At 66.2% G+C, this 23,592-nt stretch carries 25 protein-coding genes; 17 read left to right on the top strand and 8 right to left on the bottom strand.

Features of this window, described 5'->3' with window-relative positions:
• Position 1 precedes the first annotated feature (1 nt).
• Genes QTH90_RS17795 through cydX form a run of 3 tightly spaced genes read left to right on the top strand, consistent with a single transcriptional unit; the run spans position 2 to position 2,937 of the window.
• Positions 2 to 1,612, top strand: coding sequence for a cytochrome ubiquinol oxidase subunit I (locus QTH90_RS17795; protein ID WP_286665889.1), 1,611 nt, complete (start codon positions 2 to 4; stop codon positions 1,610 to 1,612).
• Positions 1,613 to 1,627: 15 nt separating this feature from the next.
• The gene (cydB, locus tag QTH90_RS17790; RefSeq protein WP_286665888.1) at positions 1,628 to 2,782 is read left to right on the top strand and encodes a cytochrome d ubiquinol oxidase subunit II; all 1,155 of its coding nucleotides are present in this window, start codon (positions 1,628 to 1,630) and stop codon (positions 2,780 to 2,782) included.
• Between the two features lie 32 nt (positions 2,783 to 2,814).
• On the top strand, positions 2,815 to 2,937 hold the full coding sequence (gene cydX / locus QTH90_RS17785) for a cytochrome bd-I oxidase subunit CydX (RefSeq protein WP_286572428.1): 123 nt from the start codon (positions 2,815 to 2,817) through the stop codon (positions 2,935 to 2,937).
• A 3-nt stretch (positions 2,938 to 2,940) separates the two neighbouring features.
• Here cydX and QTH90_RS17780 read toward each other — a convergent pair whose 3' ends face one another.
• Positions 2,941 to 3,513, bottom strand: coding sequence for a GbsR/MarR family transcriptional regulator (locus QTH90_RS17780; RefSeq protein WP_286665887.1), 573 nt, complete (start codon positions 3,511 to 3,513; stop codon positions 2,941 to 2,943).
• Positions 3,514 to 3,564: 51 nt separating this feature from the next.
• Positions 3,565 to 3,987, bottom strand: coding sequence for a cupin domain-containing protein (locus QTH90_RS17775; RefSeq protein WP_286665886.1), 423 nt, complete (start codon positions 3,985 to 3,987; stop codon positions 3,565 to 3,567).
• Positions 3,988 to 4,096: 109 nt separating this feature from the next.
• On the opposite strand from QTH90_RS17775, the gene QTH90_RS17770 reads away from it, so the two are divergent.
• From QTH90_RS17770 to QTH90_RS17725, 10 genes are all read left to right on the top strand, one after another.
• Positions 4,097 to 4,546, top strand: coding sequence for an ArsR/SmtB family transcription factor (locus tag QTH90_RS17770; protein WP_286665885.1), 450 nt, complete (start codon positions 4,097 to 4,099; stop codon positions 4,544 to 4,546).
• Complete coding sequence (locus QTH90_RS17765; protein ID WP_286665884.1) at positions 4,435 to 4,905, top strand: SRPBCC family protein; 471 nt, start codon at positions 4,435 to 4,437, stop codon at positions 4,903 to 4,905. The genes QTH90_RS17770 and QTH90_RS17765 overlap by 112 nt, the downstream gene beginning before the upstream one ends.
• Positions 4,902 to 6,164, top strand: coding sequence for an RNA polymerase sigma factor (locus tag QTH90_RS17760; protein ID WP_286665883.1), 1,263 nt, complete (start codon positions 4,902 to 4,904; stop codon positions 6,162 to 6,164). The genes QTH90_RS17765 and QTH90_RS17760 overlap by 4 nt, the downstream gene beginning before the upstream one ends.
• Before the next feature lie 126 nt (positions 6,165 to 6,290).
• Entirely contained in the window at positions 6,291 to 6,662 is a 372-nt protein-coding gene (locus QTH90_RS17755; protein WP_286665882.1) for a YciI family protein, read from the top strand.
• Positions 6,659 to 7,033, top strand: a complete 375-nt coding sequence (locus QTH90_RS17750) for a YciI family protein (protein WP_286665881.1) — start codon at positions 6,659 to 6,661, stop codon at positions 7,031 to 7,033. The genes QTH90_RS17755 and QTH90_RS17750 overlap by 4 nt, the downstream gene beginning before the upstream one ends.
• On the top strand, positions 7,030 to 8,592 hold the full coding sequence (locus QTH90_RS17745) for an MFS transporter (protein ID WP_286665880.1): 1,563 nt from the start codon (positions 7,030 to 7,032) through the stop codon (positions 8,590 to 8,592). The genes QTH90_RS17750 and QTH90_RS17745 overlap by 4 nt, the downstream gene beginning before the upstream one ends.
• Positions 8,593 to 8,599: 7 nt before the next feature.
• A complete protein-coding gene (aroC, locus tag QTH90_RS17740; RefSeq protein WP_286665879.1) occupies positions 8,600 to 9,703 on the top strand; it encodes a chorismate synthase in 1,104 nt (367 codons plus the stop codon).
• Positions 9,703 to 10,890, top strand: a complete 1,188-nt coding sequence (locus QTH90_RS17735) for an MFS transporter (protein ID WP_444814731.1) — start codon at positions 9,703 to 9,705, stop codon at positions 10,888 to 10,890. The genes aroC and QTH90_RS17735 overlap by 1 nt, the downstream gene beginning before the upstream one ends.
• A 42-nt stretch (positions 10,891 to 10,932) precedes the next feature.
• Positions 10,933 to 11,256, top strand: a complete 324-nt coding sequence (locus tag QTH90_RS17730; RefSeq protein WP_286665878.1) for an AbrB/MazE/SpoVT family DNA-binding domain-containing protein — start codon at positions 10,933 to 10,935, stop codon at positions 11,254 to 11,256.
• Between the two features lie 23 nt (positions 11,257 to 11,279).
• A complete protein-coding gene (locus tag QTH90_RS17725; RefSeq protein ID WP_286665877.1) occupies positions 11,280 to 11,684 on the top strand; it encodes a putative toxin-antitoxin system toxin component, PIN family in 405 nt (134 codons plus the stop codon).
• Positions 11,685 to 11,693: 9 nt separating this feature from the next.
• Here the strand turns inward: QTH90_RS17725 and QTH90_RS17720 are convergent, their stop codons facing one another.
• From QTH90_RS17720 to QTH90_RS17700, 5 genes are read right to left on the bottom strand one after another with little or no spacing between them, the layout of a single operon-like run.
• Positions 11,694 to 12,620 carry a carbohydrate kinase family protein gene (locus QTH90_RS17720; RefSeq protein WP_286665876.1) on the bottom strand — a complete coding sequence of 309 codons (927 nt, stop codon included), beginning with the start codon at positions 12,618 to 12,620 and terminating at the stop codon, positions 11,694 to 11,696.
• A 14-nt stretch (positions 12,621 to 12,634) separates the two neighbouring features.
• Complete coding sequence (locus tag QTH90_RS17715) at positions 12,635 to 13,576, bottom strand: ABC transporter substrate-binding protein (protein WP_286665875.1); 942 nt, start codon at positions 13,574 to 13,576, stop codon at positions 12,635 to 12,637.
• A 40-nt stretch (positions 13,577 to 13,616) separates the two neighbouring features.
• A complete protein-coding gene (locus tag QTH90_RS17710) occupies positions 13,617 to 14,630 on the bottom strand; it encodes an ABC transporter permease subunit (RefSeq protein ID WP_286665874.1) in 1,014 nt (337 codons plus the stop codon).
• 22 nt (positions 14,631 to 14,652) lie between these two features.
• Positions 14,653 to 16,200, bottom strand: coding sequence for a sugar ABC transporter ATP-binding protein (locus QTH90_RS17705; RefSeq protein ID WP_286665873.1), 1,548 nt, complete (start codon positions 16,198 to 16,200; stop codon positions 14,653 to 14,655).
• Positions 16,193 to 17,437, bottom strand: a complete 1,245-nt coding sequence (locus QTH90_RS17700) for an ROK family protein (RefSeq protein ID WP_286665872.1) — start codon at positions 17,435 to 17,437, stop codon at positions 16,193 to 16,195. Before QTH90_RS17700 ends, QTH90_RS17705 begins: the two co-directional genes overlap by 8 nt.
• A gap of 290 nt (positions 17,438 to 17,727) precedes the next feature.
• Between QTH90_RS17700 and QTH90_RS17695 the strand changes: the two genes are divergently transcribed.
• The 3 genes from QTH90_RS17695 (at position 17,728) to QTH90_RS17685 (ending at position 21,477) form a co-directional block, all read left to right on the top strand.
• A complete protein-coding gene (locus QTH90_RS17695) occupies positions 17,728 to 19,134 on the top strand; it encodes a selenium-binding protein SBP56-related protein (RefSeq protein ID WP_286665871.1) in 1,407 nt (468 codons plus the stop codon).
• 23 nt (positions 19,135 to 19,157) lie between these two features.
• Positions 19,158 to 19,847: a hypothetical protein gene (locus QTH90_RS17690; protein ID WP_286665870.1), complete on the top strand. Its 690-nt coding sequence runs from the start codon at positions 19,158 to 19,160 to the stop codon at positions 19,845 to 19,847.
• 220 nt (positions 19,848 to 20,067) lie between these two features.
• Entirely contained in the window at positions 20,068 to 21,477 is a 1,410-nt protein-coding gene (locus QTH90_RS17685; protein WP_286665869.1) for an MFS transporter, read from the top strand.
• Positions 21,478 to 21,594: 117 nt separating this feature from the next.
• Here QTH90_RS17685 and QTH90_RS17680 read toward each other — a convergent pair whose 3' ends face one another.
• Complete coding sequence (locus tag QTH90_RS17680; RefSeq protein ID WP_286665868.1) at positions 21,595 to 22,380, bottom strand: IclR family transcriptional regulator domain-containing protein; 786 nt, start codon at positions 22,378 to 22,380, stop codon at positions 21,595 to 21,597.
• Between the two features lie 173 nt (positions 22,381 to 22,553).
• Between QTH90_RS17680 and QTH90_RS17675 the strand changes: the two genes are divergently transcribed.
• A complete protein-coding gene (locus QTH90_RS17675; protein WP_286665867.1) occupies positions 22,554 to 23,477 on the top strand; it encodes a shikimate dehydrogenase family protein in 924 nt (307 codons plus the stop codon).
• Positions 23,478 to 23,592: the final 115 nt, after the last annotated feature.

Below are 23,592 nucleotides of genomic sequence, written 5' to 3'. Positions count from 1 at the left end.
CATGGACCTCGACATCGTCGCCCTCTCACGATTGCAGTTTGCCCTCACGGCGCTGTATCACTTCCTGTTTGTCCCGCTGACCATCGGCCTCGCTGTGATCCTTGCGATCATGGAGACGGTCTATGTGATGACCGGCCGCACCATCTGGCGCGACATGACGAAATTCTGGGGAGTGCTCTTCGGCATCAACTTCGCGATGGGCGTGGCGACCGGCATCGTGATGGAGTTCCAGTTCGGCATGAACTGGAGCTACTACAGCCACTACGTGGGCGACGTCTTCGGCGCGCCGCTGGCGATCGAGGGGCTCATGGCCTTCTTCCTCGAGGCGAGCTTCGTCGGGCTCTTCTTCTTCGGCTGGGACAAGTTGTCGAAGGTGGCCCACCTGATCGTCACCTGGCTGGTGGCCATCGGCTCCAACTTCTCGGCGCTGTGGATTCTCATCGCCAATGGCTGGATGCAGAACCCCGTCGGTGCGGCCTTCAATCCGCAGACCCTGCGCATGGAGGTGACGGACTTCTTCGCGGTGCTGGTCAACCCGGTGGCGCAGGCGAAGTTCGTGCACACGGTGTCGGCGGGCTATACGGTGGCCGCCATCTTCGTGCTGGGCGTGTCGGCCTGGTACGTGCTGAAGGGCCGCCATCTGCAGCTTGCGAAGCGCTCGATGACGGTGGCGGCCTCGTTCGGCCTGGCAGCCTCGCTCTCGGTGGTGCTGCTGGGCGACGAGAGCGGCTATCTCTCGACCGAGCATCAGAAGATGAAGGTCGCCGCACTGGAGGCGATGTGGAAGACCGAGCCCGCGCCCGCGGCCTTCACGGCCTTCGGCTTCCCGGACCAGCGGACCCGCGAGACGCACTTCGCCGTTCACATCCCGATGCTGCTGGGCCTGATCGGCACGCGCTCGCTGACCACAGAGATCCCCGGCATCGACGACCTAGTGCATCGCGCCGAACTGAACATCCGCGTCGGCATCTCGGCCTACGACGCCTTGCAGCAGATACGCGAAGCCGGCAGCACGGGCGCGGTGCCGGAATCGGCCCGCAACATCTTCGAGCAGAACGGCCACGCCTTGGGCTATGCGCTGCTTCTCAAGCGCTACGTCGACGACCCGCGCAAGGCCACTCCCGAGCAGATCGCGCAGGCGGCCCAGGACACAGTGCCAGCGGTGGCGGAGTTGTACTGGTCCTTCCGCATCATGGTCGGGCTCGGCATGTTCTTCATCGTGCTCACGGCCACCTTCTTCGTGCTCTCGGCGCGGCGCAAGCTCGACGCGTATCCCTGGCTCCTCAAGGTGGCGGTCTTCGCCATTCCCTTGCCGTGGCTTGCCGCCGAACTGGGCTGGATCGTGGCCGAGGTCGGCCGCCAGCCATGGGTGATCGAAGGCGTCCTGCCGACCGCAGTCGCCGTGTCGAACCTGGGCGCGACGACGCTGCTCATCACCATCTTCGGCTTCGTGCTGATCTACACGATCCTTTTCCTGATCGAGATGAAGCTCATGCTCAAGGCGATCCGCAAGGGCCCCAAGGAGCATCCCGTGCCGGCGCCCTCGGTCTACCGCGCCGAAGCCGACCCCGAGCTGGCCTCGCTTCGGTCCACGCCTCTTTCCGCCGACTGAACCCGGAGCACGACCATGATCCTGCACACACTCCTTTCCTACGAATTCCTGCGTGTCGTCTGGTGGCTGCTGCTCGGCGTGCTGCTGATCGGATTTGCCGTGACCGATGGCTTCGACCTCGGCACGGGCATGCTGCTGCCTTTTGCCGGGCGCAACGACCTCGAGCGCCGCGTGATCATCAACAGCGTCGGGCCCGTCTGGGAGGGCAACCAGGTCTGGCTGATCCTTGGCGGCGGCGCGATCTTCGCGGCGTGGCCGCAGCTCTATGCGGTCTCGTTCTCGGGGTTCTACCTTGCGATGTTCGCGATCCTCGTCGCGCTCATATTGCGGCCCGTGGCCTTCAAGTTCCGGGGCAAGCGCGATGACGCGAGCTGGAAGGCGCGCTGGGACGTGGCGTTGTTCATCGGCGGTTTCGTGCCTTCGCTGATCTTCGGCGTTGCCATGGGCAATGTGCTCAGGGGCGTGCCGTTTCGCTTTGGAAGGGACATGCACATCTTCTACGACGGCTCCTTCTTCGGCCTGCTGAATCCGTTCGCCCTGCTGTGCGGACTGGTGTCCGTCGCCATGCTCGTGATGCACGGCAGCGCCTGGCTTCAATTGAAGACACAGGGGCTCGTCTCCCAGCGCGCGCGCGCCTACGGAAGCGTCGCTGCGGTGGCGACTGTCGTCCTCTATGCACTGGCCGGATTCATGCTGTGGTCCTTTGTGGACGGCTACCGCGTCACGAGTTCGTTGCCGCCGGATGGTCCCTCCAATCCCATGTTGAAGACCGTCGAAGTGCACGCGAGCGCCTGGTTCACCAATTACGCGGCATATCCGTGGCTGTATGTCGTCCCGGCGCTGGGCCTTGGCGGCGCGCTGATCGCGCTGCTCGGGCTGCGCATGCGCGCGGAGATGCTGACCTTGATGGCCAGCGGGCTGAGCATCGCCGGCATCATCCTCAGCGTCGGTGTCTCGATGTTCCCGTTCATCCTGCCGTCGTCGATCGATCCGCGCGCCAGCCTCACCGTGTTCGACTCGTCGTCGAGCCACCTCACGCTCTTCATCATGCTGGTCGTGACCGCGATCTTCATCCCCATCATCCTGGCCTACACGAGCTGGGTCTATTACGTGCTCCGAGGGAAGGTGGACGCCAACGCGATCAGCGAAGACCGCGGCCACGCCTACTGATCCGCTTCAAGAATCAACCAAGGAATTCACTCATGTGGTACTTCGCCTGGATCCTGGGGCTGCCCCTTGCCGCGACCTTCGCCGTGCTCAACGCGATGTGGTACGAGCTGATGGACGACGAGGCGATTCGTCGAGACAAGCTGAACAAGCCGTAGGCGCTACGCGGCCGGCTTCTTTTCCTTGGCGCCGGTCAGCCGGTCCTTCAGGCCGAGGACCCGGGTCACGGTGGCGCCCATGCCCATGAGCTGCATGGCGGTTTCGGGCGCGAGGCGCTGTACGTCGTCGAACCATTTCATGAGCCGGTCGATGAGGTCGTGCATTTCGCGCATACGTTGCTGGGCGTGGCGCTCCTCGTCCGAGGAGGGCTCTTCGAGCAGCGCCATCCGCAACATCGACAGCGTGGGCTCGATCTCGCGGCGGCGCCGTTCCTCGGCCAGCACGCGGAAGATCTCCCAAACGTCGGAAGGCGCCTCGAAGTACTCGCGCCGGTCGCCCGGGTGATGGCGCAGGCGCACCAGCCGCCACGCCTGCAGTTCCTTCAGGCCCATGCTCACATTGGAGCGGGAGAACTCCAGCAATTCGGCAATCTCGTCGGCATTGAGCGCCCGCTCGGAGAGGAAGATCAGTGCATAGATCTGGCCGACGGTGCGGTTGATGCCCCACTTGCTGCCCATTTCTCCGAAGTGGGCGACGAACTGGCGGTTGAGGGGAGGCAGGGGCTGTGCGGGCATCGAGGGATTTTCACTCACCGGCGCGACGCGCGCGGCGACGGGCGCCGTTGCCTACTTCCAGGGCGTGGGCGACGGCACCTCGCAGGCGGGTTCGACATCTACGCTCTTGAAGTCCGCCGGCGACACGATCTCCAGGTACTCCATGTCCGGCGAGTAGTCGAAGAGGAAGTGCCGGATGCCGGGGCGCTGGTGCACCACGTCGCCGGCCTCGACCAGCGTTTCCTTGTCTTCGTACATGAAGCGGGCCCAGCCTTTCACCATGATGACGATCTGGAAGTCCGCCTCGTGCCGGTGCCAGCCGGTGCCCGTTTCCGGTGCCATGTTCGCCTTGACGAGGTGCGCGATCACCTTGCCGTTCGTGGCCTCGGAAATGCCAAGGTCGCGGTAGAGGAAGAAGTCGCGCAAGCCGCCCGAGACGTACTCGGTGTCGCCAAGCTTGACGTGGGAGAACTTCGTGTCGGTACGGTCCAGCATGTGCACTCCTCGGAGGTTTCAAAGGGGGATGGATGTTGCGCCGCAGCACGCATAAACCATTCCCGAAATTGCCTTGACAGCGGCCCGTCGCGCTTCGAAACTCAACCGCATGGTTCACTCTGACGACGGCACGCTCGATGCCATCTTTGCCGCGCTCTCCGACTCGACGCGCCGTTCGGTGCTCGAAAGACTCGGGGAGGGGGGCGGCCTCACCGTGACCGAACTCGCACAGCCGCACGGCATGTCGCTCACCGGATTCATGAAGCACCTGCGGGTGCTGGAGAACGCCGGCCTGGTGTCCCGCACGAAGGAGGGCCGCATCGTGCGATGCGCGCTGTCCCCCCAGCCGATGCAGGAGGCTGCCGTGTGGTTGTCCCGCTATGAAAAGTTCTGGGCCGGACGCCTCGACGCGCTCGCCCGCTTCCTGTACCACCAAGAGGAGACCGCATGGCGAGCCCAGCCACCCGCGACGAAGAGCGCCCCTCGCTCACCCTCCGACGGCGCTTCGACGCCGCCCCCGACAAAGTCTGGCGGGCGTGGACCGAGCCGCAAGCGCTGAAGCAGTGGTTCGGGCCCGAGGAGATCGTCTCGGTGCCGGTCGCCGAGGTCGATCTGCGCATCGGCGGTGGCTTTCGCGTGGTGATGGTCGCCGCCGATGGCGAGCGCCATGAGGTCAGCGGCCTTTATCGCGAGATCGTGCCGCACCGGAAGCTCGTGTTCAGTTGGTCGTGGGTCAGCACGCCTGAACGCGTGTCTCGCGTCACCGTGCTGATCGAGCCTGACGGGCGCGGCAGCGAACTGACGCTGAGGCACGAGAGCTTCTTCGACGAAGCCGCACGCGACGGCCACAACCACGGCTGGACCGGCTCCATGGTGAAGCTGCAAGCCTTGCTGGGCAGTGCGAGAGCCGACGGATGAATCCTCGGCCGATCGCGTCGGATGTCGTGCGCGAAACGGTGAACGCGGTGTACCGCGACGAATCGCGCCGCATCTTTGCCACGCTGGTTCGGCTGCTCGGCGATTTCGATCTGGCCGAGGAAGCCTTGCACGATGGCTTTCGCGCCGCTCTCGAACAGTGGCCGACAGAGGGCGTACCCGCGCATCCACGGGCCTGGCTGGTGTCGGCAGGGCGCTTCAAGGCCATCGATGCCATCCGCCGCCGTGCGCGCTTCGAAGCGTGGGACGACGCGGCGGATGCCGTCGAGACGGCCATCGATGTCGCACCCGCATGGGACGACGACGCGGAGGTGCTCGAGGACGATCGCCTTCGTCTGATCTTCACCTGTTGCAACCCAGCGCTGACACCGGACGCTCAGGTAGCGCTCACGCTGCGCGAGGTATGTGGTCTCGCGACCGAAGACATCGCCAACGCCTTTCTGGTGCCGGCGCCCACGATGGCCCAGCGCATCGTTCGCGCCAAGGCGAGGATCCGCGACGAGTGCATTCCGTACCAGGTGCCTTCGACCGCCGACTTGCCGGACCGCCTGGATGCGGTGCTGCGCGTGATCTACCTGGTGTTCAACGAAGGCTATGCCGCGTCCTCGGGCGAGACGCTGACTCGGCCCGATCTGTCGGCCGAGGCGATCCGGTTGGGGCGGCTCCTGCTCGACCTGCTTCCGGAGCCCGAGGCGATGGGCCTGCTGGCGCTGATGCTGCTGCACGAATCGCGACGTGCCGCGCGTACAGCCGCCTCCGGCGACGTGGTGCTGCTCGACGAGCAGGACCGCAGCCTCTGGAACCGCGGGCTGATCGCGGAAGGGTCGACGCTCGTGACGCGCGCCTTGTCGTCGCGCCGCTTCGGTCCGTACGCGCTGCAGGCCGCCATTGCCGCCGTGCATGCCGAAGCGGCTGACGCCGCCGCGACCGACTGGGCGCAGATCGTCGGCCTTTACGAGGTCCTGTCGAGAGCCGAGCCTTCACCGGTGGTGGAACTCAACCGTGCCGTCGCGATCGCGATGCGCGATGGGCCGGCGGCGGGATTGGCGTTGATCGACGGCATCCTCGCGCGTGGCGAACTGGGGGACTACCACCTTGCCCACGCAGCGCGCGCGGACCTCTGCCGCCGCCTCGGCCGCACGGCACAGGCTCGCGCAGCCTACGAACGTGCGCTGACGCTCGCCCGGCAGGCGCCCGAGCGGAAGTTCCTGGAAAGACGATTGGCGTCGTTGCCGGTCTAGTCCGCGGAGCAGGGCAGGCGATGCATGCCGATACAAATATTCGAGCGTATCGACCGGCGAATGTCGATTCAAGGGCCCGCCAATCGACCAGTGGGTGTCCTGTCACCTGAAGCTCTGGAGATGCCCATGAAATACCTCTGCCTGGTCTATATCGAAGAAGCGCTGCTCGATGCGCTTTCCGAAGGCGCGAGCGCTGCGCTCACGGCCGAATCGATTGCGTACGATGAAGAACTCAAGTCGCGTGGCCAACTGGTCGTTGCGCATGCGTTGCAGCGCGTGAAGAAAGCCAAGGTCGTGCAAGTCCGGCGAGGGAAGACCTCGCAGACGGACGGGCCCTTCATCGAGACCAAGGAGCAGCTCGGCGGCTTCATCCTGGTCGAGGCCGGCGACCTCAACGCAGCGATCCAGATCGCATCGAAGATTCCGCTGGCGCGCGTGGGCAGTGTCGAAGTGCGGCCCATTGCCAAGGTCGAGCGGATGCAAGGTAGCACGTCATGAGATACCTCTGCATGATCTTCGCGACCGACGCGCAGACGAACGCGATCCCGCCCGACGAACTGCCGGGCTTCGTGAATGCGCACCTCGACTACGACGACCGGTTGAGCGCCAGCGGGAACCTGGTCGCCTCCGAAGGGCTGGAATCCTCCGACAAGGCGGTGGTCGTCCGCATGCGCAATGGCCGGTTGTCCGTGACGGATGGTCCTTTCGTCGAGACCAATGAGCAGCTCGGCGGCTTCTACCTCGTCGAGGCTGCGAGCGACGAGGAGGCTGTGCGCATGGCGGCTGGCATTCCATCGGCGCGCGTGGGCAGCATCGAAGTGCGTCCCGTGATCGCGCGGCGTGGCGAGGCCCGAGGAGACGCTCGATGAACTCCGCGAACGCGAACCCCAAGGCGGCGGCGCGCGAATGGATCGGCCTTGCCGTCATCGCACTGCCGTGCCTGCTCTATTCGATGGACCTGACGGTCCTCAATCTGGCGGTGCCCCACCTGAGCGCGGCGCTGCGCCCCACGAGCGCGCAGATGCTCTGGATCGTCGACATCTATGGCTTCATGCTCGCGGGATCGCTGATCACGATGGGCACGCTCGGCGACCGCATCGGGCGGCGCAAGCTGCTGCTGATCGGCGCGGCCTGCTTCGGCATCGCCTCGGTGCTCGCCGCCTTCTCGACCAGTGCGGAAATGTTGATCGCCACAAGGGCGCTGCTGGGTGTAGCCGGTGCCACGCTCGCGCCCTCGACGCTCTCGCTGATCCGCAACATGTTCCTGGACGCGGAGGAACGCACCGTCGCGATCGGCATCTGGGTCGCGAGCTTCGCAGTCGGTGGCGCCATTGGGCCGTTGATCGGCGGCCTGTTGCTGGAGCACTACTGGTGGGGCTCGGTGTTCCTGGTGGGCGTGCCGGTCATGGCGTTGCTGCTCGTGCTCGGCCCCTGGCTTCTGCCCGAATATCGCGATGAAAAGGCCGGTCGGCTCGATCTGCTCAGCGCGGCGCTGTCCCTCGTCGCGGTGCTGGCCGTCATCTATGGGCTCAAGCGCATCGCCGAGGCGGGAGTGGGCGCGCTGCCAGTCGGGGCGATGGCGGCGGGCGTCGCGATCGGCTTCGCCTTCATCCGGCGTCAAGGGAAGCTGGCCGACCCATTGATCGACCTGCGTCTCTTTCGCGCCCCGGCCTTCAGTGCGGCGCTGGTGAGCAACACGATGGGCTTCTTCGTCGGCTTTGCCGCCTTTCTGCTGATCGCGCAGTACCTGCAACTCGTGCTTGGGTTGTCACCACTCAAGGCGGGCCTGTGGTCGGTGTCGTCGAGCCTGGCCTTCATCGTGGGGTCCAACCTCGTTCCGCGCATCGTCCGGCGGGTGCGTCCGGGTTTTGTCGTGACGGGAGGGCTGGTGCTTGCCGCTGCGGGGTTCGGGCTCTTGGCGCGGCTGGATCGGGAGAACGGCTTGCCGATGCTCATCGCCGGCTACGTGACCCTGTCGCTGGGGCTGTCCTTCGTCTTCACTCTGGCGGTCGACATGCTGGTGGGTACCGCGCCGCCGGAGCGCGCCGGTGCGGCGTCGGCGATCTCCGAGACCAGTTCGGAACTTGGCGGCGCGCTCGGCATCGCCGTGCTGGGAAGCGTGATCGTCGGGGTCTACAGGCATGAACTGGCGCAGTCCCCACTGGCCGGCGTGCCGCCCGCGGCAGCCGAAGCCGCACGCTCCAGCCTGGGTGCAGCAGCAGACGTGGCGGCCGGGCTGGCCGGGCCGGCGGGCGACCGGTTGATGGAGGCTTCCCGCGAGGCGTTCGCGCAGGCCTTCGAGACGACGGCGTCCATCAGCGCAGCAGTGGCGCTGGCGGCCGCACTGCTGGCCGCGATCATGCTGCGCGGGGTCGGAACGCCGCCCGCGCCAGCTTCGGCGCAGGCGGAAGCGACTTTGTTGGGATAATCCCCGCATGAGCGGCAATACCTTCGGCACCCTTTTCGCGGTCACCAACTTCGGCGAATCCCATGGCCCCGCAATCGGATGCGTCATCGACGGCTGCCCGCCCGGCATGGCGCTCAGCGAGGCCGACATCCAGGGCGACCTCGATCGCCGCCGCCCCGGCACCAGCCGCCACGTGACGCAGCGCAACGAACCCGATGCGGTGCAGATCCTCAGCGGTGTGTACGAAGGCAAGACCACCGGCACGCCGATCGCGCTGCTGATCCAGAACACCGACCAGCGCAGCAAGGACTACGGCCAGATCGCGCAGCAATTCCGGCCCGGCCATGCCGACTTCACCTATTTCAAGAAATACGGCATCCGCGATCCGCGCGGCGGCGGTCGCTCCTCGGCGCGCCTGACGGCGCCGATGGTCGCTGCCGGCGCAGTCGCGAAGAAGTGGCTGTTCGAAAAGTACGGCACCGTGTTTCGCGGCTGCATGGCGCAGATCGGCGACATCGTGATTCCCTTCGAAAGCTGGGACCACGTTCCGAACAACCCGTTCTTCGCACCCGTCGCCGACGTCTCGCAGCTCGAGGCCTACATGGACGCGCTGCGCAAGGCCGGCGACTCCTGCGGCGCGCGCATCCGCGTGACCGCATCGAAGGTGCCCGTCGGCCTCGGCGAGCCGCTCTTCGACAAGATGGATTCCGACATCGCCTGGGCCATGATGGGCATCAACGCCGTCAAGGGCGTCGAGATCGGCGCCGGCTTTGCGAGCGTCACGCAGCGCGGCACCACGCATGGCGACTCCATCACCCCCGAGGGCTTCGTGACCAACAATGCGGGCGGCGTGCTCGGTGGCATCAGCACGGGGCAGGATCTCGAAGTGAGCATCGCGATCAAGCCGACGAGTTCGATCATCAGCCCGCGCCAGTCCATCGACGTCAACAACCAGCCGGTCGAGGTCGTGACCAAGGGCCGTCATGACCCTTGCGTCGGCATCCGCGCGACGCCGATCGCAGAGGCCATGCTGGCGCTGGTCGTGATGGAACACGCACTGCGCAATCGCGCGCAATGCGGCGACGTGAACGTGTCGCAAGACCCCTCGTCGCCCCAGGCGTCCTTCCTCTAGTGTCCGCCCCGCAAGTGGCGGGTGGCCGCGGCCACCTGCTGGCCTTTGCGGCGCTTTCGGCGAGTTATTTCGCCCATATCGGCTTCTTCAACCCGTACCTTCCGCTCTGGCTCAAGGAACTGGGCTTGCCGATCTTCGTGATCAGCCTGCTGACGTCGGTGCAGTCGGTCACCCGCGTCTTCGCGCCCTATGCGTGGGGAGCGCTCAGCGACCACACGGGCGAGCGCGTGAAACTGCTGCGCTTCAGTGCGGCCGTGGCGCTGGTGTCGTCCTTCGGCCTGTGGTGGAGCGGTGGCGCCTGGTGGCTGGGGCTGGTGCTGCTCGTGATGTTCACGCACACGAGCTCGATGATGTCGCTCACAGAAGCGGCGATGGCGCATCTGGTTGCCGGGGACTGGGGCCGTTACGGACGCATCCGCCTGTGGGGCTCGGCAGGCTTTCTCGTTACCGTGTTCTTTGCCGGCGAATGGTTCGAGCGCTTCGGAATGCGGCACTTCCCGGCGTGGGCCGGCGGCACGCTGGCCATCGTGCTGATCGCGACTTTGCGGCTGCCCGACGTGCGCGAGCCGGTGGCGGCCCATGCGCAGGCCCGGGAGCCGGTCGGGCCGGTGCTGCGCGTGCCGGCGGTGCGCTGGTTCTTCGTCTCGCTGTTCTTCCACGTGATGGCGCATTTCGCCGTCTACGGATTCCTGTCGCTCTACCTCGATTCGCTCGGCTACGGCAAAGGCACGATCGGCCTGTTGTGGGCGCTATCGGTGGTGGCCGAGATCGCATGGTTCTTCCTGCAGGGGCGGTTGCTGGGGCTGATGGCGATGCCGCGCTGGCTGCTGTTGTGCGGGCTCGCGGCGGTGCTGCGCATGGGCATCACGGCAAGCTGCGGGCAATGGATCTGGGCGCTTGTGGTGGCGCAGGCGCTGCATGCGCTGTCGTTCGCGGCGCACCACACCACCTGCATCGCAATGGTCTCGCGCCACTTCCCGGGTCGGCTGCGCGGGCGCGGGCAGGCGCTGTTCACCGTGATCGGCTACGGCTTCGGCGGCGTGCTCGGTGTGCCGGCGGGCGGGGCGATCGCTCAGCGATTCGGCTACGTGGCGATGTTCGGGGTGGCGACGGTGCTCGCGGCGATCGCCAGCGTGTGCGCATGGCGAGTCCAGCGGCTGGAGTCGCCCGGGTTGACCTCGACCTAGGCCATGGCTAGAGTAAGGATTCCTTACTTTTCGATATTTTCCATGCTCGCCAAGATGACGTCCAAGAATCAGCTCACGCTGCCTCGCAGCGTCACTGACCAAATTGGGGCCACGGACTACTTCGACGTCGAGGTGCGCGAAGGTCAGATCGTGCTGACGCCTGTTCGCATTCAGCGGGGCGATGCGCTGCGCGCCAAGCTCGCGGCGCTGGGCCTGACGAGCGCGGATGTACAGGGTGCAATCGACTGGGCGAGGCAGACGCATGATCGGCCTGCCCCGGTGGCAGCAGAGCCCGAAGCGGCATATCACGTGACGCCTAACCGGTCCGGAGGCGCGAAGGCCACAAAGCCTCGACGCAAGGCCTGAGCCGCGTGAGCGCCCGGCGTGTAGTGTTCGACACCAATGTAGTTCTTTCGGCGTTGCTGTTTGGAGGCCCTGCGACCGGTCGCCTTCGAAGAATTTGGCAGGAAGGCGAGTGCGCGCCGTTGGTCAGCACCGAAACAGCCCGGGAGCTTCTCCGCGTGCTCGCCTACCCGAAATTCAAACTGACGCCGTCGGAGCAGGAGGAACTGCTCGCCGACTACCTTCCTTATGCGCAAGTCATGACGCTGCCCGATCCGCTCCCGATCGTCCCTGCCTGCCGTGACCCATTCGACTTGCCGTTTCTCCAGCTTGCAAGCGCCGGCAAGGCCACGCTTGTGACGGGTGACCGGGACCTTCTCGTGCTGGCGGGCTCGACGCCAATTCGAATCATCGGGGTCGAATCCTTCATCGAGCAGTTCAGCGCGACATAAAAGAGCCGATCAACCCAGCTCTGCCCGCCGAGGCATATCCGCACCGCGCCGCGAGCAGGTGATGGCTGCCGCGCGCGCAGCAAAGCGAAGCAGCGCGCCGAGCGATGCGCCGTCCAGGGCCGACAACGCATCGGGCGTGAGCGCGTCGTGCTCGTCCAGCCAGGTCAGCAGCGCTGCCTGAAAGGTGTCGCCCGCGCCAACGGTGTCGACCACCTTCGTTTCGGGCGATGGCGCATCGGCATGCGCAGTGCGTGTCCACGCGCTCGCGCCGTGCCGCCCGCGCGTCACCGCCACCAGCGCAGCGCCTTGCGCGAGCCAGCGGGCGGCGACCTGCTCCGGCGTTTCCGACGGATAAAGCAGCCCGAGGTCCTCGTCGCTCACCTTCACCAGGTGCGCAATCGACACCATCTGCTCGACTACGGCCCGCCAGTGCGAGAGGTCGGGTTCGACGTTGAGGCGCACGTTCGGGTCGTAGGCAATCAGCCGCCGTTCGCGCTCGCGTGCGGCCAGGGCACGCAGGGCGCTTCCCACCGGCTCGACCGCCAGCGCATAGGAGCCGAACTGCAGCACCCGCGTGGCCGGGGGCAGGGTGGGCAGCGAGTCGTGCGTGATCTGCCTGTCGGCCGCGCCGTTGCCGTGGAAGGCATAGCGCGGCACGCCGCTGGCGTCGACGCTCACGGCGCTCAGCGTGCTCGGCGCATCGCTGCGCAGGATGAGCGAGGTGTCGACGGCCTCCGACTGGAGCGATGCGAGCAGCCGCTCGCCGAGCGCGTCGGTCGACAGGCCCGTCAGGAAGGCCACCGGCCGCGCCATCCGCGCGAGCCCCTGCGCCACATTGAGCGGCGAGCCGCCGATGCGTGCGTCCAGCGTCATGCCGGTGGGCGTGGCCTCACCCATGTAGACATCCATCAGCGCTTCGCCGCAAACCACGAACATGGCGGATCTCCTGCTCAGCGAGGTGCTTGCCAGCCCTTGTAGTCTTTGACGTTGGCGCGCGTGATCAGGGTCGACGGCAGCAGCGTCATCGGTGTGGCCGGCTTCTTGCCGTTGAGGATGTCATGCCCGATCTCGACCGCCTTCTGCGCGATCATGTACGGGTCCTGGCTGGCCGATGCCTGCACCTGCGTGTCGGCCTTGAGGGCGTTCTCGATGTCCGGCGCGCCGTCGACCGAGGTGATGATGATGTTCTTGCGGTTGAGTTGCCTGGCCGCGAGGTCGGTGCCGATGGCTTGCGGATCATTGATGGCAAAGACGGCGTCGATCTTGGGGAAGCGCGTCAGGTGGTTCTGCATCACGTTGAGGCCGCCTTCGCGCGAACCCTTCGCGTCCTGGTCGTCCGAGAGGACCTTGATGTCGGGACTCTTCTTGAGCACCGTCTTGCAGCCGTTGACGCGGTCGACCACGGCCGAGACCTGCGGCCCGTTCTGGATGATCACGTTGCCTTTGCCGCCGAGCTTCTCGACGATGAACTGGCAGGCGATCTCCCCAGCCTGCACGTTGTTGGTCTGGACCGTCGCGTCGGAGCCATTGGCCGCCACGTCGACGCCGACGACCACGATGCCAGCCTTCTTCGCCTTGGTCAGCGCAGGTTCGATCGCCTTGGCATCCACCGCGTTCACGAGGATCAGGTCCGACCCGGCGGAGATGAAGCCGTCGATCTGCGAGAACTGCTTGTTCAGGTCGTAGTCGGCCGACAGCGCCGTGACCTTGGCGTTCGGGTTGTACTGCTTCGCCTTGGCCTCCGCGCCCTTGGCGAGCGAGACGAAGAAGGGATTGCCCATCGAGCCGAGCGTGATGCCCACGTTCTTGAATTCCTTCTGCTGGGCGTGTGCCACCGGCAGGGCGAAGGCAGCGGCAATGGCGACGACGGTGAAGAGTTGCTTGGTGCGCATGAGAGAGTCTCCGGGTGGTTGGGTTGATGAGCAGGGTGAGTCAGGTTCTTGCCGAGTCTTTGCGGCGATAGCGGTCGAGCGCCACGGCGCCGATGATCACGAGGCCCTTGACGATGTACTGCCAGATGTCGGAGACCCCCATCAGGATCAGGCCATTGGTGAGCACCGCGATGATCAGTGCGCCGATCAACGTGCCGAGGATCGAGCCGGTGCCGCCGACGAAGCTGGTTCCGCCGAGGATCACTGCCGCGATGGCGTCGAGCTCATAGGAAGCCCCTAGTTGCAGCCCGTTCGCCGCATAGAGTCGTGCCGAGGCCATGACGCCGCCGAGGCCTGAGAGCAGTCCCGAGGTGCAGTACACAAACAGCAGCACCGCCCAGACCTTGATGCCCGCGAGCCGCGCGGCCTCCGGGTTGCCGCCCACCGAGTAGATGTTCAGGCCCAGCACCGTGCGCCGCAGGATGAACCACGACAGCGCCACCACCGCGAAGGCGATGATCACGAGCCAGGGCACGCCCAGCACTTCGCCGTTTCCGATGAAGGCAAAGGGCAGCTGCGGGTTGAACACCGTCGTGTCGTTGCCGATCAGCCGCGCGATGCCGCGCACCGCGGTGAGCGAACCGAGCGTGACGATGAAGGGCGGAAGCTTGACGAAGGCGATCAGGATGCCGTTGATCAGGCCGAACAGCAGCCCGCATGCCAGCCCGCCCGCGATGCCGAGCATGCCGAACTGCGGAAAGTTCGACACCAGCATTGCCACCACGGCCGACGCGGCGAGGATGGAGCCGACCGACAGGTCGATGCCGCCCGTCAGGATCACAAAGGTCATGCCGGCCGCGAGCACGATGTTGATGGACGCCTGCTGCGTCATGATCGACAGGTTCTGCAGGCTGAAGAAGTTCTCGCTCGCAAAGCTGAAGCCGATGCACAGCAGGATGAGCACCGGCAGCATGCCGAGTGCGCGAATGATCTCCTTGCCCGTGGCGCCGCGCAGCGCGGAGGGGAGGGCCGGGTTCTCCGCCGCCGGGATGGCGGGCGATGCTTGCTTGTTCATTGCATGTCTCCTGGGGGCCGTCTCAGTGGAGCGTCGGGGTGTGGGTGGGAACCGCGCCCGTGGCGAGCGCGACGATGTTTTCCTGGGTGATGGCCTGGCCGGTGCCGCCGCCGACTTCGCCGACGAGGTGGCCTTCGCGCATCACGATCACGCGGTCGCAGATGCCGACCACTTCAGCCAGCTCGCTCGATATCACCAGCACCGCGACACCGCGCCGTGCCAGCTCGTCGACGAGCCGGTAGATCTCGCTCTTGGCGCCGATGTCGACGCCGCGCGTCGGCTCGTCCAGGATCAGCACGCGAGGCGCGAGTTCGAGCAGGCGTGCGAGCAGCACCTTCTGCTGGTTGCCGCCCGAGAGCGAGCCGACGTTGACGCGGGCAGAGGCCACGCGGATCGACAGCTGCGATATCGCATCGCGCGCCCGTTGTGCTGCACGCTTGCCGTCCATCACGCCGCCGGCATTCGCGTCGCGCGGGCACACCATCACGTTGATGTTGTCGCGCACCGAGAGATCCAGGAACAGGCCTTGCCCCTTGCGGTCCTCGGTGAGATAGAGGATGCCGGAGCGGATCGCATCGATCGGCTTGTTGATGTTGAGCACCGCGCCGGCACCGTTCAGCGAAACCTCGCCGCCGGTGCGTGGATCGGCGCCGAAGATCAGTCGTGCCAGTTCGGTGCGGCCTGCGCCCACCAGTCCGGCCAGGCCCAGCACCTCGCCCGAATGCAGCTCGAAGCTGCAGTCATGCACGCGCCGGCCGTCGCTCAGCCCCCGCACCGTGAGCGCCTTGGCGCCGGTGTGCTGGCCGTGGTGTTCCTTGCGGTAGAAGCCCGAGAGGTCGCGGCCCACCATCATCTTCACCAGCTTGTCGCGCGAGAGTTCGGCGCGATCCAGCGTGCCGACGTAGGTGCCGTCGCGCAGCACCGTGACCTCGTCCGCCAGCTCGTCGATCTCGTCCATGCGGTGGCTGATGTAGAGGATCGCGAGCCCTTCGTCGCGCAGGCGGCGGATGAGCGCGAAGAGGCGATCGGTCTCGTGGGTCGACAGCGGCGTGGTCGGTTCGTCCATCACCAGGATGCGGCAGTCGAAATGCACCGCGCGGGCGATTTCCACCAGTTGGCGTTGCGCGATCGAGAGCGTCGCCACGCGCGTCGCCGCGACGAAATCCGCGCCGAGCCGCTGGAGGGTCGCCTCGCAGGCGTTCGCCATGCCGGCGCGATCCACCAGGCCGCCGCGGCGCAGGGGCCGGCCCATGTAGATGTTCTCTGCGACGGTCAGGTTGGGCGCGAGGCTCAACTCCTGGTAGATCACGGACACGCCGAGGTTCTTGGCCGCGAGCGGGCCGTCGATATGGACCGGCTTGCCGTCGATCAGGATCTCGGCGCCGGGGTCCGGCATGTAGGCGCCCGAGAGCACCTTCATCAGCGTCGATTTGCCGGCGCCGTTTTCGCCCATCAGCGCGTGCACGTGGCCGGCACGCGCGCTGAGGCGCACATCCTGCAGCGCCTTGACGCCCGGAAAGGTCTTCGAGATCTTGCGCAGTTCGAGCAGCGCGGCGGGGGAGTCAGGCATTGGCAGTCTCCTGGTTGGCGGGGTGCGGACGGCCGCGCAGCACGTCGGCGCGCGGCGAGAAATTGAAGAACATGGGCAGGCTCGCCGCGCCGATGGCGCCGGCGTCGGCGCGGAAGGTGCCGCGCAGGATGCGAGGCGTCTGGCGGGCCTCGGGCGCGATCAGCCGCAGGCCGGCGTCGACGCGCTTCATCAACTCGCTCACGATGCCGTTGTCGATGTCGCAGTCGATCACCACCGCGGGCAGGTCGAGCACGGCGAGCGATGCACGGATCGAGGGCACCAGCGCATCTACGCAGTCGTCCAGCCATTCGCGCACTTCGGCGCTGCCGGACTGCACGCAGGCTTCCAGGTCCGCGTGGCCCCGCACCGTGACGCCGTGGTGCCGCAGATGGCGCGCGAGCGAATTGAGCGAAGCGCGCGACAGCAGGATGTCCCACGGCCGGCCCGACACGGGCGCCGAAGCCAGGCGGCTGGGTGGCACCGGCATCAGCCCGAGGTCGGCCGCGTTGCCGCTGCTGCCGCGCAGGCTCTCGCCGCCGATCACCGCGCCCGCGCCGAGCGCCGCACCGATGAAGACGTAAAGGAAGTCGCTTTCCTCGCGCCCCACGCCGAAGAACATCTCGGCGATCGCTGCCGCATTGCCGTCGTTTTCCTTGAAGACCGGCTGTTCCACGGCCTGCGCCAACAGGGTGCCGAAGTCCACCTCGTCCCAGACACGGAAGTCCGCCTTGAGGTCGAGTTCGCGCAGCCAGCTGCCGAGGTTGTAGGGCTGCGCCAGGCCGACACCCATCAAGCGGCGGCGCTGCGCTGCATCAAGCGCCGTCAGCATCCGGCTGACATCCTTGCGAATCAGCGCGAGCGCCTGGTCGGGGTGGGGGAGAAGCAGGTCGTGCGCTTCCCGCGCCAGGATCTTGCCGCCGAGATCGATCAGCACCGTCTCGATGCTCGTGCGGTCGAGCCGCACGCCAATGCCGTAAGCGCCCTCGGGGTTGATGCGGTAGAGCCCGGCGGGCTGACCGCGCTGGCCTTCCTGTCGACGGCCGGCGGGCTCGATCAGCCGCGACTCTTCGAGCGATTGCACGATGCTGCCGACGGCGGTGTTCGTGAGCTGGGCCCAGCGGGCGAGGTCCGCTTTCGACGCCTCGCCCGCACGGCGAAGACGCTGCAGCAGCGTGCGCTCGTTGTACAGGCGGAGGTTGACTGAATTCGTGCCTCGACCGGGACCGGCTGATTTCACTGACTGTCTCCTGGCCACCTCGCTGAAGCGGCGTCATTAATTAATTCAAGTTGAATAAATAGTAGGAGCGCGGCCTCTCAAACCGTTGAGGGTTAACCCGAAAAAATGCAAGAAAGTATGTATTCGGGCTCGTCGCCGCGTGCCGGTGGGCGCTTCCCGTCATCACCGTATCGGCGCGCACCTTGTGATGCACCGAGGGACTACCGGCGGGCGCCCGCGGCGCGCATACTGTCGCGCGACCGGGCCGTGTGGCCAAGCCGGTCGCGTCGAAAATTCTGGAGGAGCCCGCCATGCTCGAATCTCTGCGAACCGACCCCACCTTCCACCCCTCGCCGCGTCTCGCGATGGAAGCCGAGCCCGAGCGCATTGCCTACACGGCGCTGCTCTCGCCCGACGCCTCGCGGCCCGACGCCCTGGCTGTCGTCGATGTCGATCCGGCCTCTGCAACCTACGGCACCGTGCTCCACCGGCTCGACATGCCGAACCGTGGGGACGAGTTCCATCACTTCGGCTGGAACGCTTGCAGTTCGGCCCTGTCGCCGATGTCGGGTCACGCATTCCTCAAGCGGCGCTACCTGATCATCCCGGGCATACGCTCGTCGCGGGTGTACGTCGTCGACACGCAGCCCGATCCGACGCGCCCGACGATCGTGCGTGTGATCGAGCCCGAGGAGGTCGTCCGCAAGACGGGCTATTCGCGTCCTCACACGGTGCATTGCGGGCCGGAAGGTCTCTACATCAGCACGCTCGGCGGTGCAGGTGCCGATGGAACCGAGGGGCCGCCCGGCGTGTTCCTGATGGACTGCGAAAGCTTCGAGATCCTTGGCAAATGGGAGATCGAACGTGGGCCGCAGAAGCTTCACTACGACTTCTGGTGGAACCTGCCGCGCGACTACATGGTGTCGAGCGAATGGGGCCTGCCACCGCAGTTCGAGAACGGCATCGTGGCCGAAGACCTGCTGGGCAACCGCTACGGCCACCAGCTTCACTTCTGGGACTTGCGCGCGCGCCGCCATGTGCAGACCATCGACCTGGGCGCCAACCACCAGATGGCGCTGGAGATCCGGCCCGCGCACGATCCGACGCGCGAGTACGGATTCGTCGGCGTGGTGGTCGACACCACCAACCTCGAAGGCTCGATATGGACCTGGTGGCGTGAAGGCGGCAAGTTCCATGCGAAGAAGACAGCGGTCATTCCGCCGGAGCCCGCCGATGCGTCGCTCCTGCCTGAACTGCTGAAGGGCTTCGGCGCCGTGCCGCCGCTGATCAGCGACATCGACCTCTCGCTGGACGACCGGTTCCTCTACGTGGCGTGCTGGGGTACGGGAGAGTTGCGCCAGTACGACGTGACCGACCCGATGAATCCGCGCCTGGCCGGCAGCGTTCGCATTGGCGGCATCGCGAAGCACACTGCGCACCCCAATGGCTCGGCCTTCGGCGGAGGGCCGCAGATGACAGAGATCAGCCGCGACGGCAAGCGTGTGTACTTCACCAATTCGCTCTACAGCCGCTGGGATGCGCAGTTCTATCCCGACGGCATTCCGGGACGGCAGGTGATGTGCAACGTCGGCAAGGACGGTGGCATCGAACTCGACAAGAAGTTCGTCGTCGATTTCGGCCCGGACTACGGCGCGCACCAGATTCGCCTGCAGGGCGGCGACTGCTCGACCGATTCCTTCTGCTATCCATCGGCCTGAGGCGGGCCGATGCGGGGTTCATCGTGACCACCGCCGCAACTGCGTCGCTGTGGGCCGGCGTGGTGGCGATCGGCATCTTCCACGGACTGAATCCCGCAATGGGCTGGCCGCTGGCGGTAGCCAACGGCCTGGGTGAAAAGCGCAATGCTGCCGTGTTGGCGACCTGGGTGCCGCTGGGCATTGGGCATCTGCTGGCCATGGCCCTCGTGCTGGTGCCTTTCGCGATGCTCGCGTGGATGCTGCAATGGGGGCAGGAGATCCGTATCGGCGTGGGCGCGCTGGTGATGCTGTTCGGTGTGTCGAGGCTGGTGCTGCCGCATCGCCACCGGTGGGCCGGGCGCATCCGGCCCACGCAGCTGGCGCTGTGGTCCTTCCTGATGGCGACCGCACACGGCGCGGCGCTGATGCTGCTGCCGATCCTCCTCGGGCTGTGCGAGCCGCTTTCGGCTGGCATGGCCGAAGCGGCCTCCCTCCGCGTCTTCGATCACGAGTCCATGATGACGTTGATGCGTTCGAGCGTCGGCATCGCCATCACGGTTTCTCTCGTGCACAGCGTCGCCATGATCGGTTCCGGATTGGCGATCGCCTGGGTTGTCTACCGCTTTCTCGGACTCCGGGCGCTGCGCACCGCCTGGCTTGATCTGGATGTCGTCTGGGCCCTGGCGCTGATCGCGTCGGGCGCCGCTGCGATCGCCACGGCGATCTTTGCCTGAACCGCTCCCTCTCCCGCCGTCAAAGGCTGGGATAAACCCTGACTGCGTGCGAACAGTGAATAGCTGCGTTCGATGATCGATCAGGCGGCAGGGTCGCGGCGTTGTGAAGAAGCCGGCTGCCCTTCAAAGTCGCGTCCTCAGTCAACCGCGTCGCAATCGACTGAACCCAGTTCCCCATTGTTTGCAGACCCATTCGACCCCATCCCTATCGGAGAGACAAATGAGCAGCACCAAGGATCACGAGCCGCAAGGCCGACACCAGTCCAAAAAGGCAGCCGCCAGCGGCTGGATCGGCTCCGCGCTGGAGTACTACGACTTCTTCATCTACGCCACCGCGGCGTCGCTGATCTTCCCGCAGATCTTCTTTCCGTCGGGCAACCCGAAGATCGCCATCATCGCGTCGCTGGCCACGTACGGCGTCGGCTACATCGCGCGACCCATCGGCGCCTTCGTGCTTGGCCACTGGGGCGACACGCGCGGCCGCAAGCACGTGCTGATCGTGTGCATGTTCCTGATGGGTTTCTCGACCATCGCAGTCGGCTTGCTGCCGACGTATTCGCAGGTCGGCCTGGTCGCACCGGCGTTGCTCGTCGTGCTGCGCCTGATCCAGGGCTTTGCCGTGGCCGGCGAAATCTCCGGCGCCAGCTCGATGATCCTCGAGCACGCTCCCTTCGGCCGCCGCGGCTTCTTCGCCAGCTTCAGCCTCCAGGGCGTGCAGGCCGGCCAGATCCTCGCCGCCGCCGTGTTCCTGCCGCTGGCGCACTACATGCCGCAGGATGCGTTCCTCTCGTGGGGCTGGCGCATTCCGTTCCTGCTGAGCTTCGTGGTGATCGTCGCGGGCTACATCATTCGCCGTGAAGTGGACGAAACCCCCGCGTTCGCCGAGGAAGTCCGCCAGGGTGAAGTGCAGAAGGCGCCGATCGTCGAGGCGCTGACGAACAACTGGCGCGACATGCTGCGCGTGATCTGTGCATCCCTGATGAACGTCATCCCCGTGGTCGCGACGGTCTTCGGCGCTGCCTATGCGGTGCAACCCGCCTACGGAATCGGCTTCGAGAAGGACATCTACCTCTGGATTCCGGTGCTCGGCAACATCCTCGCCGTGCTCGTCATCCCGTACGTCGGCAACCTCTCGGACAAGATCGGCCGCAAGCCGCCCATCATCATCGGCGCGCTCGGCGCGGGGCTGTTGTCCTTCGGCTATCTCTATGCCATCAGCATTCACCACGTGCCGCTGGCGATCGTGATGTCGCTGCTCATGTGGGGCATCGTGTACCAAGGCTACAACGCCGTGTTCCCCAGCTTCTATCCGGAGCTGTTCCCGACACGTTCGCGCTGCTCGGCCATGGCCATCTCGCAGAACCTCGGCACTGCCGTCACGGCCCTGCTGCCCGCGCTCTTCGTCGCCGTGGCGCCTCCCGGCGCGGCCAACATCCCGCTCACGATCGGCGCGCTCACCTTCGGCATCACGATCATCTCGGCCCTGGCCGTCCTGAGCGCACGCGAAACCTATCGCGTCCACATGAAAGACCTCGGCAATCCGAACGCCGTGCCGGTGCCCAAGCCGGATTACGAGCGCATGCGCGAGCAGACCCTGGCCGACGCAAGGATGGTCAAGGCGACTGCCTGAAGCGTGCAGCGCACAGGTTCGGACCAGAAACCCCGCGGAACCGGCTCTGCCGGGCCGCAGGGGTTGCCCCCGGCAGGGGGAAGGCGGCCACACGAAGTGGGCAAGCCTGGGGGCGAGCTAGATCAGACTCCGCATGGCCTGTGCGGTCTCGCGCAAAACGGGCAAGACGCGGGCAACCGCGTCTTCACTGCTTTCATGGCCCATCGGCATGGTCACGTTGAGCGCACCCACCAGGTCGCCGTGCCGGTCGCGCAGCGGCACCGCGATGCCGCGAGAGTTCAGGTCCAACTGCTGCTCCGACAGCGCCCAGCCCTGGGCCCGGATGCGCGCGAGTTCCAGCTTCATGCGTTCCTTGCTCGAAATGGTGTGCGACGTGAAGACCGCCAGTTCACGCTCGGCGAGCCAGGCACCCCGCTCCTCGTCGCTGCGCATCGCGAGCATCAGCATGCCGGCGGCGGTCACCTGGGCCGGCACCCGCGCGCCCAGCACGTAGCCGGTGCTCATGCTGCGGTTCGGCCCGTTGCGCGCGATGTAGACGACCTCGTCGCCGTCCATCACGCTGAGGTAGGCAATCTCGTGCGTGCCGGCCGCGACACGCTGCAGAAAGGGCTGCACGATGCGCGGAAGCCGGGCGGATTCCAGATACGACTGTCCCAGGCGCAGCACGCGCGGCGTCAGCCAGAAGAGCTTGCCGTCGCTCGCCACATAGCCCATGTGCTGCAGGGTGAGCAGATAGCGGCGTGCGGCAGTGCGCGTCATGCCCGTGCGCTGGCCTGCCTCGCTGGCGGTCATGCGGGGATGGGCGTCATCGAAGGCGTCGATGATCGATACGCCGCGCTCCAGGCCGGCGATCCAGTCGCGTTTGTCGAGGCCGGGCGGGGCAGGGGACAGGTCTGTGTTCATGAAGAGGTGCTTCGGGAGAAACCCTGAATTCGTCCGTTTATCGAACCGATGGGTTCGATGATCGCATTTTTCCGCGCTCCTGATCTACTGGCTAGACTCGCCGGCTACTACATTAGCGGCGCTTCTTCCGGAATCGCGCGATAGTCGAACAAACTTCAAGCGAGGCACGATCCATGTTCCCTCCCATCGTCGGCAGCACTGCCCTCTATCTGCTCCCTGGTGACCCCGTGAAGAACGTGCGCCTGCCGCGCATGTTCAACGCGGTGTTCGAGCGCTTCGGCATCGACGCCGTGATGGCGCCGGTGCAGGTGCCTCGCCGCGATCTGGCGGTGTTCGTCAAGGGCGCCTTTCTCGCGAAGAACGTGCGCGGCATGGCGATCGCGCCGCCGCACAAGCCCCTGCTGGTCGACCTGCTCGACGGCTGTGGTCTCTTCGGCCGCGTGGCCGGCTCGGTGAATGTCGTGCGCCGCATCGACAACGGTGAACTCGAGGGTGACCTGTTCGACGGCGAGGGCCTGATCGGCGCGCTGGACCGCTACAACATTCCGTTCCGCGGCAAGCGCGTGCTCATCCTCGGTGCCGGGGTCAGCGCTGCGGCCATCGGCGTGGCGCTGGCCGAAGGCGGCACGGTCAACGGCGCGGAGCACATCGCCTTCTACGACACGGCGGCCGGCAAGGCGGCGGGTGTCGCGGCCAAGCTCGACTCGTTCTTCGATGCGAACACGGTGGCCGTGGACAGCAACGACCCGGCAGGCTACGACCTGGTCGTCAACGCGACGTCGCTGGGCCTGTCGCCCGACGACGTGCTGCCGGTCGACGTGGCCCGCATGGAGCCGCATGCCGCGCTGTTCGACATCCTGCTGCGCAACCAGCCGACGCCCCTGGTGCGTGCCGCGCGAGAGCGTGGACTCAACGCGCAGGCCGGCTTCGAGATGCTGATCCAGCAGATGCCGCACTACCTCGATTTCTTCGGCCACAAGGACGCGGCGAACGGCGTGCGCCACGACGCGAACTTCCTGCGCGAACTCATCTACCCGGCCGCGATGGCCGATGAAATCCATCACCCGCTGCGTTACCACTCGGCCAGCGTGGCCTGACGCACGCTTCGACGACGGCCGCCCCGACGATGCTCGAACTGAAACCGGAGCCCGAACTCGTCGATGTGCCCCGCCGCGCCTTCCTGGCCTGACCCGAGCCTTCACGACAGAGAAC

The organism is Variovorax flavidus (genome assembly GCF_030317145.1).
GTDB lineage: Bacteria > Pseudomonadota > Gammaproteobacteria > Burkholderiales > Burkholderiaceae_C > Variovorax > Variovorax flavidus.
This window is presented reverse-complemented; position numbering and strand designations above follow the sequence as displayed.